The sequence below is a fragment of the Undibacterium sp. Di24W genome, from assembly GCF_049340325.1.
GTDB lineage: Bacteria > Pseudomonadota > Gammaproteobacteria > Burkholderiales > Burkholderiaceae_D > Undibacterium.
In genome coordinates, this window is the sequence record NZ_JBMPOP010000007.1 from 322,599 (window position 1) to 335,258 (window position 12,660).

The following is a 12,660-nucleotide window of genomic DNA, read 5'->3' on the forward strand; positions in this document are numbered from 1 at the left end:
ATCGATCAACCAAAATACTGTTTTTGGTTGATCGATTACTTGGCCTGCGTCGCTTGTTTTGATAGCTGACGCATCGCATCATTAATTTTCGACATAGTACTCGTCGAAATATCCTTGCTACACACAATGTAACTATCTAGCCCTTTTGGGATACCATCCATTTCAACGATGCGTGTTTGTTGAAAATAAGAATCAGAGTCTTTCAGAAAATCCCATGCTGCTTTTTCTATCAGCATGAACGAAGCACGATTGGCGCCTATCATACGCGCCATAATCATCGGCAAAACGCCGTGGCGCTCCTGCTTGTTTCTGCTGACTTTAATCATCGCTTCGAGCTCAGTGCCGTAGCTAGCAGAATCCACACTACCCAATGTTAAGCTGGGATCAGATAAGAGTGATTTTAGGTTTGGATGTGCGGCCACCTTGGGGTATGAATTCACATTAGCCAATACCGAGTAGCCTGTATTTTTTTCTAGTGTGATACTAAATTGCACTAAGGCTTCACGTTCAGGTAAGCGATACCAGTCGAAAGAACAATAGTTCTTTACGCCAGCGGCATATTGACTCCAAATTCGTTTTGGTGGCTCTTGAACCAGGACAAAAGGTATTCGAGTCAAACTAAAAATCTGCTTAACGCGCTCTATTCGCTCGCCTTTTTCTACGCCATTTTCTAAATATTGGTATGGTGGGCGGACATTCCACGCCACAGTCAAGGGTGCGCCTGTAAGCGCGTGTGCTTGGAAGCTGCACAAAAGCAAAAAAAATAAACTAATTAGCGCGCTAAAAAATTGAACGAAATTCTTAATGACCATCATGAAAAATGTTGTTTGCGGTATTGATCTCTGCGTTCGACGATCAAATCGATTTATATAAAAATTGAGTATGCCTTATTTCATTCACGGCTCACACAGAAAAATCAGATAAACTGCGTTTTACGCACAATTCAAATCAAAAAAGACAAAAGCTCAGAGCAAATTAGCTAAACTTTTTATTATATTTATTATATTCATTATCGAATTTTCACTATGACACGCAAGATCATTCTGCTACTTTGTGGACTAGGCATTTTGTTTTATGTTTACAAAATTTATCTTTTAAAAGATACCATTACGCTGTTTCCAAGTGCTAAAAGCGTGGCAGTAAGCATGCCCGCCAAAGGCACATCAGGCCCTAGCATGCGATTGAAGTTCACTTTAGAAACAGACAGTGTCGATACGATGGCGAGCTGCCGTAAGTTGTTTGACCAGGCCGATGATATTGCGAAAATCAGCGCCCATCCCAAGGAAGAAGGCAAAGCCATTTTAAATGTAGAACGACTTTTTCCCGCCAGTGAATTGCAAACCACCTTAGCCTTAAACAAGGTACTCAAGGAGCAAGGCTGCTTAAAAGGGGAAAGAGACGTCTTTGCTTTAGAAACTGTTCAGTAGCTGGCAAAAATACCTAAAGTTGGGGACGGCACGCCCACCGCAAATGCAATAAGCAGTTCAAAGCCAGGTTTGTAAGCGGGACAGTACAATTTCGATTACACAGGTCTTGAAGCGACTTACTTGGCCCTTACTTGTTATTGCGCGCAAAAAAAGCATGTGACTTTGAAGGTCACATGCTTTTGTTTGCTCTAAATTGTGCGCACTACGCTATTTGTTATTTCATACTAGCTGGCACAAATTCTTGCATTACCGCTTGACGCAAAATCTTGGCAGGTACCAGGCCTTGTGCCAACACAAAATCATTAAACGCCTGGCGATTGAATTTTTTGCGCAATGCCACTTCCGCTGCCTGGCGTGTTTCCATTAGCTGTTGATAGCCATAGAAATACGAAGTCGCTTGTCCCGGTGCGCGGAAGGTGTAGCGTTGCATTTCTTGCGTCGCCATACCTTCAGACAGACCGACTTCATCCATCAAAAATGACTTCACGCCTTCGGGTGTGATTTGCCCTAAATTTACCATGGGATCAAGGAAGGCACGTGCCGCGCGCTGCGCTCTCGCTTGTAGCGCAAATAATTGACCATCCATAGGTTCAAATGGCTGCATCTCAGCTTCGGCATATAAAGCCCAGCCTTCGACATTGACACTGTTAAATGCAAAAATACCACGAGCCGTAGAAACACCGGCTTCTATCATTTTGGCAAATTGCAGCTCATGTCCAGGACGAGCCTCATGCGCGGTCAAAGTCCAGGTCGCGCTCTCATGAGTAAAATCATCGAAGCTTAAGACCTTACCGCTTGCATCTGGTGGCATCCCCGTTGTCAATACAAACTCCCCATATTCACCGGTATTGCCAATCAAACGTGGTGGACTCATATGCGGCGCCGGTTGCTGCGCATTTTCCGCATCGGTAGCGAGGCGGATTTTAGCTTTACGCTCAGGTAAAGAGACGATATGTTGTTTGCGTACGCTGTCTTCAATTTGTGCCAGACGAGCTTCATAGATAGGCATCACCTGATCTTTGCTCATCTGCTGCTTTTTCAATTCACGCATCACCGCACGATAATCTGCATCAGGTAAACTACGTTCTTTCGCCAGAATACCTGCGGTGATCGCCATTTGATTACGGATCTCGGCGAACGAAGTCAGGGCTTTTGCGATTAACTCTTCTGGGCCGATGTCCACGCCAAACTGGCGCAGGTTATCGGCATACACTTCGGCGGGCAATTTATGATCAGTACGCGCATGTGGCAAAATTTCCGTTTTGATCATAGAGTTATAAGCAGTTAGCTGCTGCTCTAGACTTGCGTAAGTTTTTTCCCAGCCCTGCAAACTACTTTTTTGCAGCATAGCTTTCATTCCCGTCAATAATGCGGGCGCACTATTTAAGACTTGCTCGACTTCACCTTTATAAGGCCCCAGCAATTTCGGATTGGCTTTTAAGCGTTCATTCATGCGCTCTTTAGCGAGCTCGGTAATAGGACGAAAACCCTTAGTCAATCCTGCATATTTATTCAATCGTACTAACAAAGTTTGCTGGCGCTCTTTAGGAATACGCGGATCTAATGTTTGACGCATCACACCAAAGATCATGCCAGTGATATCTTGAAATGGTAAAAAATGTTGGCGCGTTAAGGCTTCAGAACGCATATTGTCTTGCGCGCTGTTGATCAAAATTTGTAAATCTTGTTTGATCTTGGGATGGGTTTCTTGTTTCAGTCGTTTTTGTAACTCGGCGATTACGGCTAAGCTTTCTTTATTGCGCACGTCAAACAGATCACGAGACATATCAGTAATCTGTTCATCCAAACCATCAACACCAAGACCTCCCGCACCTTCTGGCGCATATTTACCCATCAAATTAAGTAAGAGTTTGGCGTTTTCATTGCTCTTCTTTACCCAGGCTTGTTCGACCACTGTGGCAGGCTCGGCGCTAAACTCAGAGCTAACCCCATTACCAACCATTAATGGCTGTTCAGCCGCTGCAACCATTGCGCTCAAACCTGTAGCGCCGACGCTCAATGCCACTAATAAAGCATTAACCATTATTTTTTTCTTCATGCTATCTCCAAAAATTTGTTTTGCCGCTCAAATGAGGAGGCTGAACAAGCAGTATCCTCTCAGCAGAAAGCAGGGTCAATCGAAGTAAGATGAAGCGCAACAAACACGACTTGAACTTGCATTTTATGGGAATAAAATGCAAGTTCAATTGACAAGGATACTGCTACGTGCACTATTGTCTACGCTTAAGCCAATTATTAAAAATTAATAGACACAATGCCGTCACTACACCAATCGCAGCAAACAATCCCCACATTAAAAGTGGCTGCTGCATCTCTTTTGCAATTGCAGTGTAGGCCCACCCCGACAACAAACCAGCGAACAAATTTCCCAAAGCCAGAGAGACGAAGTAATAACCCATATACATCGCGGTTTTACTTTTAGGCGCAATCGCAGCAACGTATTCCTGACTTTTGGGAGAAGCGATCATTTCGCCTATGGAAAACACAACGACCGCAAAGATAACCGTAAAACCACCTATGGTCAGGCTCGCGCCCAATCCACACATGGCAATACCTGCACTCAAAACCAAGGTACCAAATACCAGAATCGGTAAAGCTTTCCATCGTTGAATATAGGCACTCAGTGCTATCTGACACAGAACGATCATACCAAAACCGACATTCACTATATATTCGGGATTCACCTGGCGATATTGTTGCGCCCAGATGTCGGCTAGCTGTTTAGCTTGCACACTACCTGCCTGTAAATCAACTAAACCGAGTCTTAACGCGGCATCAGGGATCATGACTTTATAGTTCACCAGTTCAAAACCAATTTGTCGCAGTGCCGCCGTATCCATTCCCACATGATATTGTTGTGCCAAAGGAGGTAAAGCGGCACTAAGCTGATCGACATTCACTCCCGCCACAAAATCTAGCCATGAAGGCAGATACTGCTGGATGGCGGACACCACATCTTTGGTATCGACGAAGTCGCGGATAAACACGGGCAAAGTGGTAAACAACTGAAAATAGACGATCCAAAATCCAGTCAGAATCAATAAATACAAAACGAAAGGCAAGTTACCTACTTGTACGGATTGGCGATACCAGGCAATTGAATTTGATGCACTCACGGATTTACACAAGACAGTCCACAAGAAATTCAAACCTATCCACACTGCCACACCAAGTAAATAGTATTGGAAAGCGATCCCCATCCGCGTCGTCACCATCAAGGCGATAATGGCAGGCACCACCATCAAAGCCAGGCGTCCATTACCTAATACTTCCTGCACTTCCAATAAAACCAATTTCAAACTACGTTGATCTTTATAACTATCGTGCTCAGGCTCTTTGTAGAAAAACAGAGCAGGAATAAAATTAATGCCTATCCAGATTGCCGACATCACAAACACCATATCCCAACTCACTGCTCGGACATAACCAGCGACAAATGGGCCGATAAATCCACCGACATTCACCATGGTATAAAACACGCCAAAACCGAGTCCGCGATTGGTATCGTCCGTTGAGCGCCCTATCGTTCCAACTACCACTGGCTTAAAGCAGGCGGCACCTACGGCGACTGCGAAAAAAACCAAAAAGAAAGTCCAAAAGCTGTGCACCTGTCCCAACAAGTAATATGAGGGACACATAATGATGAAGGAAATCAGGAACATGCGACGATAACCAAATCGATCGGCTAAAGCACCCGTAATCACTGGCAGCAAATACAGCAGAAAAGGAATCATTCCCTGCAAAAACCCACGCTCGTTATCGGTAAAGCCCAATCCACCTTGTGCGGTAGGACTGGTGATGTAAAGGGAAGACAGGGTGAAGAAACCATACCAAGCCAGACGTTCAAAAATCTCCATCGCGTTGGCGACATAGAAGGCTCGTGGAAAAGGAGTGCGGGAAAGTTTTGTCATATTGCTTGTCTCTTTCGCTTTTTTTTGGCCTATTCTGTATCGTCTGAGGTTCTTAATTTTCTTTATCGCTTGTCCCGCCATAGTAAGACGATGTGCGGCTAAGCAAAAAGCACTGGAATTGCCTGATCAAAATTTCTTAAAACAAATTCGATACTACATTCAAAAAAAACAGTACACAACACCGAAACTGCAAACACCTACTTAAGCTAATGACTCGCTACGAAAGGTCTAATGCATCTAGCAAAAGCAAAAAGCCGAACCTTTTACAGTCCGGCTTCTCAAAAAAACGTCAAACAAATACGACTATTGCCCCCAACCGCCACCAACAGCCTTATACAAAGCCACACCTGAACTTAGCTTTGCACGTTGGCTATCAATCGCTGCAATCTCTGCTTGCATCAAATCTCTTTGCGCATTCAAGACTTCAACGTAAGCGCTATAGCCGCTTTGGTAACGCAGATTCGATAAGCGGTAAGTTTCACGAACTGCGGTTAAACGCGCCTGTGTAGAGACGTCGATTTCTGCATTGCTCGCGGCATTGTTCAAGCTGTCATGCACGTCACGGAACGCATTTTGTACAGTCTGCACATACTGCCCCAGCGCCTGACGTTTGCGCGCCTCTGCGCCTTCCACTACCGCCCCCACCGCACCCGCACGAAAGACGGGCTGCACCAGGCTAGATGCGACATTCCACAATAAGGATGCAGGGCTAAATAAGTCTTCCAAAACGCGCGATTCACGCCCTAAAGAAGTCGTTAAGCGCAGACTAGGAAAATACGCTGCCTTTGCTTGTCCAACATCTGCATTGGCAGCAACCAATCCCTGCTCTGCAGCAGCAACGTCGGGACGACGCGCTAACAAGTCTGATGGCAACTCAGCAGCGCTAGGCAAATTTTGTACCAATTGCTGTATCGTCAAACCACGCGCAATCTCTGGATTCATCACTTGCTTTGGTGAACGCCCTAGCAAAACTGCGAGTGCCGATTCGACATTACGTAGGGCCTGCTTGGCTTGGCTAAAACTAATCTCGCCAGCTGCCAATTCCGATTCGGCGTAATGTAAGTCAATATCACCGATTGAACCAGCAGCGTGACGTTTACGTTGCAAACTCAAGTTTTCTTGACGGCTCTTCACTGTCGTTTCCGCAAATGCCAGTTGGGCATCAAAAGCGCGCAGGGAGAAATAAGTTTGCGCGACATTTGAAATCAAACTCAGATGCACCGTGCCACGATTCGCACCGCTTGCGACCAAACGTGCTTTTGCTGCTTCATCAGCACGACTCAATTTACCAAATAAATCTAGCTCGTACGCGGCACTCAAACCAAACTGGTAATCCTTCGTAATCGGATTGGCATTCGATGGCAACTTACCTGAATTTTCACTAGTACGGGAACGACTTGCTGCCAAGGTCGCATCCACTGTCGGGAAACGACTTGCCATGGCGATGCCCGCTGTCGCCTTCGCCTCGTCGATACGCGCTGTCGCAATCAGCAAGTCTTGATTTTGCTGGAGTGATTCAGCTATCAATTGATCCAATACAGGATCTTTCAATCCTTTCCACCAGTTTTTTAAATCGACTTGCTTTGCTGTTTGTGCAACTGTGGCTTGGGGCAAATCTAACTGCGGACGTTGATAATCTGGACCAACTGAAATACAGCCCGCCAAGCTCAAACTCAACACCAATGGCAACAAGATCAAGTGCCTTGAGCGAGGAAAAATCTTCCCTAATTTCATGATTTCACCTCATTATTTTCTTTACTGATTTCATCTTTTTTTGTCTCTGCAACTTTCGCTTCTCCCAGCTTTTTGAACGGGCTGTCAAATGGATCGTTGGCATAGTGGTGCTCTGGATGACCAAAGTCGGTATCTAAAGTTTTGAAACGACGGTCATAAATTAATTTAAAGAACAGAGGCACTAAGAAGATCGCTAAGAATGTCGCCGCGATCATGCCTCCTAGCACACCCGTCCCCAGAGATTGACGTGCTGCCGCGCCCGCGCCACTCGAGAACGCCAATGGCACAACACCTAAAATAAATGCCAAAGACGTCATCAAAATAGGACGGAAACGTAAGCGTGCTGCTTCCAACGCTGCCGCCACGGGCGCATAACCTTCGTGTACTTTCATGACCGCAAATTCAACAATCAAAATCGCATTCTTCGCCGACAAGCCGAGCAAGGTGACCAGTCCAATCTGGAAGTACACGTCATTATTAAAGTGACGCAAATACACCGCTAGCAAGGCACCAAAAATACCGAAGGGCATTGCCAATAGAACCGAGAAGGGCAAAGACCATTTTTCATATTGCGCAGCGAGAATCAAAAAGATCATCAAGACACCCGCGCCCAACGCCAGACCAGCGGCATTGCTGCTACGTTTTTCCTGAAACGATGCACCGCCCCAATCGTAAGTCACATCAGCTGGCAATACTGCTTGTGCTGCTCTTTCCATCGCAGCGATGGCTTGTCCAGAACTGAAACCTGGTTTCGCATCACCTAGTAATTTAATCGCGGGCAAAGCGTTGAAGCGTTGGACGGAGTCTGGGCCAGTAATAAACTTCGTCGTTGTAAAAGCACGTATAGGGATCATTTGACCGCTAGTCGAACGTACATACAGATTACCGATGTCTTCTGGTTTAGCGCGGTACTGCCCTTCTGCTTGTAACTGCACCGTATAGACGCGACCATTTTTATTGAAGTCATTCACATAGTAGCTACCCAAGGTCGCTGCTAAAGTATTGTAGACATCCGATAAAACCACGCCCATAGAACGCGCTTTTTCATTATCAACATCAACGAATAATTGCGGGGAATTCGCTTGCCACAAAGTTTTTACGCCTGCCAATTCTGGTTGTTTATTCGCTTCTGCAATCAAGGCTGGCAATAAACCTGCCAAACGCTTCACGCCACCTTCGCCTTTATTTTGCAAATAGAATTCAAATCCACCGGTTTGACCTAAGCCTTGAATAGCTGGTGGACTAAAGAACAATGGCAAGCCTTCTTTGATACCACCCGTACGCATAAATGATTCACCGACTAAATCTTTCGCAGACTTACTACGTTCTTCCCAAGGACGCAATGGGAAGAACATCGTTGCAGCAGATGACTTCAAACCGCCACCGCCCAAGAAATCGAGACCGATCAAAGCAAAACGCGTATCGATATCTTTGTTCGACTCCAAAGCCGTTTCCATTTGTTTTACCATCATATTGGTACGCTCTAAAGAGGCACCTTCTGGCAAAATCGCAGCGCCGATAAAGTAACCTTGATCTTCATCAGGCACCAAACCACCTGGTACGGTTTTCCACAACAAACCAGCCAAAGCAATCATGCCGACGAATAAGCTCACGCCTAATACCGCACGCTTTAAGAAGAAAGTCACACCCGACGTATAACGCTTAGTCAATTTTGCAAACGAGTGATTGAACCAATCGAAGAAACGATTATGATTTTCCGCACCTGGCTTCAGCAAAATGGCACACAAGGCGGGCGTCAAAGTCAAAGCAACGATACCGGACAAAATAACGGCGATAGAAATCGTGACTGAGAATTGGCGATACAACTCACCCGCCAAACCACCTAAGAAAGCAATAGGACCGAATGCGGCGACTAACACCAATACAATCGCGATAACTGGACCTGTGACTTCGTTCATGGCCTCAATCGCCGCTTCTTTCGGCGACATGCCCTCTTCGTTCATCAAACGTTCGACGTTTTCCAAGACCACAATCGCGTCATCCACCACAATACCAATCGCCAGCACCATACCGAAAAGCGTTAGCGTGTTAATGCTATAACCAAGCAAGTGAAGACCAGCCATTGTACCGATCAAAGATACCGGCACTGCCAGGGTTGGAATGATTGTTGCACGCCAGCTCTGTAAGAATACATACACTACGATGAATACCAAAACCATCGCTTCAGCCAAGGTTTTTAATACTTCGTAAATCGATTCAGTGACGAATGGTGTGGTGTCATACGGTGTCGCATAGGTCATACCCTCTGGGAATTTTGCTTTTAATTCCTGGAAAGTTTTTTCAACAGCTTTACGTGTATCTAAAGCATTTGCGCCAGTCTGTAAAAAGATACCTATGTTTGCAGATGGATGACCATTAATTCGGCCATACAAATTATAGTCTTTAGAACCCAATTCAACTCGTGCGACGTCGCTTAGGCGTATCGTGCTGCCACCTCTGACGGACTTAACAATGATATTCGCAAATTCAGATGGTTCCAGCAAACGACCTTTTGCCGTTACCGTCATGGTCAACTCTTCCGTATTATTCGGCGGCGCACCGATTTTACCGGCGGCATATTGGGCATTTTGTTCGCCCACTGCACTGGCAATATCACTAACTGTCACACCTAACTGCGCCATGCGATCAGGACGCATCCAGATACGCATCGCATAATCTTTGGCACCGAATACCTGTACATTCGTCGTACCTGGAATACGCTTAATTGCATCTAAAACGTTTTGAGTTACATAGTTCGACAAGTACAAACTATCGTAGCGATTATCTTCAGAATAAATCGCTGCGACGACTAAGAAGTTAGACGAACTTTTCGACACCGTCACACCTTGACGACGGACTTCTTGCGGCAATTTCGCCTCGGCTTGTCGCACGCGATTATTGACGTTGACGGCGGCGATATCTAGATTGGTACCAACTTCGAAAGTCACGTTAATTGAAACGCGACCATCTGCTGAAGAAACCGAATCCATATACAACATGTGCTCAACGCCATTGATTTGCTCTTCAATCGGCGCAGCCACAGTACGCTCCAAAACTTCAGCAGAAGCGCCTGGATAAAAAGCCGTCACGTTCACCACAGGGGGTGAAATTTCGGGGTAACGCGAGATCGGTAAGATGCGCAAGGCAGCTAAACCGGCGATCACGATAATCAGAGACACTACGGTCGCGAAGATCGGTCGATTAATAAAAAATTTGGAAAACATTATTTATCCTTAAAACCTGTTGGGCTCACACTAAACCTTGACCATGCTGAAAAGACTCAGCATACGTAGGCAAGATTAGTGCGCTGCGGATTTTGCACTGGCTGCTGGTGCTGAAGCTGCTGATGCAGGAGCCGATGCTGCTAGCCCTGTCGGCGAACCGGGCGATGCTTTAGCATCAATTGCTACAGGTTTCACCGTCATGCCTGGGTCATGCGCTTTGATAAAACCATCAACCAAGACGCGCTCGCCGGATTGCAATCCTTTAGTGACCACCCATTCACCACGTGACCAACCGTCCAATTCAACAGGACGCGGCACCAGTTTATTATCAGGAGAAACACCAAATACCATCTTACCCATAGGACTATCGATCACAGCACGTTGCGGCACTGATATCGCATCTTTACGCGTACCACCTTGTAACATCACGCGTACAAATTGACCTGGGCGCAAAGCCCCATTTGGATTGGCAATCTGAGCGCGGGCATCAAAACCACCTGTCGTTGTATTGACTTTCTCGCTCAAGAAATTCATCTTGCCCGCCGTTGGGAAAATGGTGCCATCTGCCATTTTGACTTTGACATCAAAGTCCATGCTGCCGTTACCAGCGCGTTTTCCTGGCAATTGCAATTTGCCACTTGCCAAATCGGCGTTCAATTTTAAATAGTCTGCTTCGCTAACACTAAAATTGACATACATAGGATCAGTTTGCACGATGGTCGTGAGCAGGCTATCAGCCGGCGTTACTAAACTGCCATTCGGTTTCGTCGCGACACCCGTCACACCCGCAATCGGCGCGACCACTTTGGTGTAGCCCAAATTTAACTTAGCTTCGTTCACCTGTGCGCGTACTTGTTTGTAGCTCGCCTCAGCCATTTCCAAAGCCGACTTCGCGTCATCGTATTCACGTTGACTGATCGCTTTTTCACTCGCCAGTGGTGCTAAACGCGCGTACTCACGTTTTGCCTGATTTAGCTTTGCTTCACTCACACCTAGAGCAGCTTCAGCAGATGCCAATTGCGTTTGATACGCGCCCGGATCGATTTGAAACAGAACTTGGCCCGCTTTAACCTTCGTGCCTTCTTCGTAAACTCGCTGCTCGACAATGCCACTGATACGGGCTCGAACTTCGGTTTCGCGTATTCCAGCGGTTTGTCCTACGTATTCAAAATCGACTGGTAAATTGCGGGCTTGCAAAGTCACCACATTTACTTCCGGCGGTGGCATTGCGCCCATACCAGGTGCTCCGGCACCACCTTGTTTATTGCAAGCGGTCAAGCCCAAAAACGGCAAACTCAAAGCAAGCACTAAAGCCAACTTATTGAATTTAAATGGAAAAACCGTCGAACGACGATTACTGGTCAATAATTTATTGTTGATCTTGCTCATGAATTTCCTCTTTAAATGATAATCGCGGTGTGCTATTATATACATACACGAATGTTTGTATAGTTTTGATTCAATAAATTTGTCAAATATAATTAGAATTAATAACGTGACGATGACGCATTCACCAACTCGATAAGGAACCTTTATCATGGTCAGAAAGACCAAAGAAGACACCCAACAAACCTATGAAGCTCTGCTCAATGCGGCTGAACTGGTGTTTTGCGAAAAAGGTGTTTCTAAGACGACTTTAAATGATGTTGCCGTTGCTGCGGGTATGACTAGGGGTGCTATTTACTGGCACTTTAAGGACAAAAAGGAATTGTTTCATGCCCTGTGTGACCGCGCGTTTTTACCAATGGAAACCTTGCTAACTGAGATAACGAGCAGCTCCATTGATGACCCCATCGCCACCATACGTCGATTAAATTTACATTTTCTACGCCAAGTAACTATTAACCCGCGCCAAACCAAGGTGTTTGACATCATTTTTCATCGATGCGAAAAAACCGCAGAGATGCAATTTTTTATTCAAGAGCGCGAAAGTCGCGCAGAGTGCATAGACAAAATTGCCGAAATCTTCAAGGCAGCAGTTGCTAAAGGTATCTTGCCTGCCAATACTGATATTGCCATCGCAGTTCAGATCAATCATGCATTCTTAGTTGGCCTAGTGCACGAATGGTTAATCGACACAAGCGCTTATGACCTATCTGCTCATGCAGAAACCATGATTGATGTATTGATGGCGGGATTGGTAGCACGACCACCCTTATTAAAATCTTAAAACATTGAACAGCCGGATGGCAGTGTCTAGTCCTAAAATAAGTTGGCAACTAAAAGTGTTGCAAACACGCCCGATGAACCTCATTGGGCGTTTTGTTTTTGAGACTCGAGTGTGGTCGTTCGTTGTTATAAATTTGAATGGATTGTGCGATAAGCTTTCGTGCTTGGGCAAGA

The 12,660-nt window shown here is 45.8% G+C and carries 9 protein-coding genes; 2 read left to right on the plus strand and 7 right to left on the minus strand.

Features of this window, described 5'->3' with window-relative positions; translation table 11 throughout:
* Positions 1-35: 35 nt before the first annotated feature.
* On the minus strand, positions 36-713 hold the full coding sequence (locus tag ACO0KZ_RS16580) for a hypothetical protein (protein ID WP_422997205.1): 678 nt from the start codon (positions 711-713) through the stop codon (positions 36-38).
* A 312-nt stretch (positions 714-1,025) separates the two neighbouring features.
* On the opposite strand from ACO0KZ_RS16580, the gene ACO0KZ_RS16585 reads away from it, so the two are divergent.
* Entirely contained in the window at positions 1,026-1,427 is a 402-nt protein-coding gene (locus ACO0KZ_RS16585) for a hypothetical protein (protein WP_422997207.1), read from the plus strand.
* Positions 1,428-1,641: 214 nt separating this feature from the next.
* Here the strand turns inward: ACO0KZ_RS16585 and ACO0KZ_RS16590 are convergent, their stop codons facing one another.
* The 5 genes from ACO0KZ_RS16590 to ACO0KZ_RS16610 all read right to left on the minus strand — a co-directional run bounded on the left by ACO0KZ_RS16590 (position 1,642) and on the right by ACO0KZ_RS16610 (position 11,706).
* A complete protein-coding gene (locus ACO0KZ_RS16590) occupies positions 1,642-3,486 on the minus strand; it encodes a DUF885 domain-containing protein (protein ID WP_422997209.1) in 1,845 nt (614 codons plus the stop codon).
* Positions 3,487-3,658: 172 nt separating this feature from the next.
* Positions 3,659-5,359: an MFS transporter gene (locus tag ACO0KZ_RS16595; protein WP_422997210.1), complete on the minus strand. Its 1,701-nt coding sequence runs from the start codon at positions 5,357-5,359 to the stop codon at positions 3,659-3,661.
* Between the two features lie 303 nt (positions 5,360-5,662).
* The gene (locus ACO0KZ_RS16600) at positions 5,663-7,093 is read right to left on the minus strand and encodes an efflux transporter outer membrane subunit (protein ID WP_422997212.1); all 1,431 of its coding nucleotides are present in this window, start codon (positions 7,091-7,093) and stop codon (positions 5,663-5,665) included.
* On the minus strand, positions 7,090-10,317 hold the full coding sequence (locus tag ACO0KZ_RS16605; protein ID WP_422997214.1) for an efflux RND transporter permease subunit: 3,228 nt from the start codon (positions 10,315-10,317) through the stop codon (positions 7,090-7,092). Before ACO0KZ_RS16605 ends, ACO0KZ_RS16600 begins: the two co-directional genes overlap by 4 nt.
* 75 nt (positions 10,318-10,392) lie before the next feature.
* On the minus strand, positions 10,393-11,706 hold the full coding sequence (locus tag ACO0KZ_RS16610; RefSeq protein WP_422997216.1) for an efflux RND transporter periplasmic adaptor subunit: 1,314 nt from the start codon (positions 11,704-11,706) through the stop codon (positions 10,393-10,395).
* Positions 11,707-11,854: 148 nt separating this feature from the next.
* Between ACO0KZ_RS16610 and ACO0KZ_RS16615 the strand changes: the two genes are divergently transcribed.
* Complete coding sequence (locus ACO0KZ_RS16615; protein ID WP_422997218.1) at positions 11,855-12,487, plus strand: TetR family transcriptional regulator; 633 nt, start codon at positions 11,855-11,857, stop codon at positions 12,485-12,487.
* 49 nt (positions 12,488-12,536) lie between these two features.
* Here the strand turns inward: ACO0KZ_RS16615 and ACO0KZ_RS16620 are convergent.
* Positions 12,537-12,660: integrase core domain-containing protein (locus ACO0KZ_RS16620; protein ID WP_422997244.1), on the minus strand; the 124-nt coding region annotated here is incomplete at its 5' end.

Excerpts from the sequence above, each read along its gene's own strand:
- ACO0KZ_RS16605 (WP_422997214.1), bottom strand. The coding sequence starts at position 10,317 with ATGTTTTCCAAATTTTTTATTAATCGACCGATCTTCGCGACCGTAGTG.
- ACO0KZ_RS16595 (WP_422997210.1), bottom strand. The coding sequence starts at position 5,359 with ATGACAAAACTTTCCCGCACTCCTTTTCCACGAGCCTTCTATGTCGCC.
- ACO0KZ_RS16585 (WP_422997207.1), top strand. The coding sequence starts at position 1,026 with ATGACACGCAAGATCATTCTGCTACTTTGTGGACTAGGCATTTTGTTT.
- ACO0KZ_RS16590 (WP_422997209.1), bottom strand. The coding sequence starts at position 3,486 with ATGAAGAAAAAAATAATGGTTAATGCTTTATTAGTGGCATTGAGCGTC.
- ACO0KZ_RS16600 (WP_422997212.1), bottom strand. The coding sequence starts at position 7,093 with ATGAAATTAGGGAAGATTTTTCCTCGCTCAAGGCACTTGATCTTGTTG.
- ACO0KZ_RS16610 (WP_422997216.1), bottom strand. The coding sequence starts at position 11,706 with ATGAGCAAGATCAACAATAAATTATTGACCAGTAATCGTCGTTCGACG.
- ACO0KZ_RS16615 (WP_422997218.1), top strand. The coding sequence starts at position 11,855 with ATGGTCAGAAAGACCAAAGAAGACACCCAACAAACCTATGAAGCTCTG.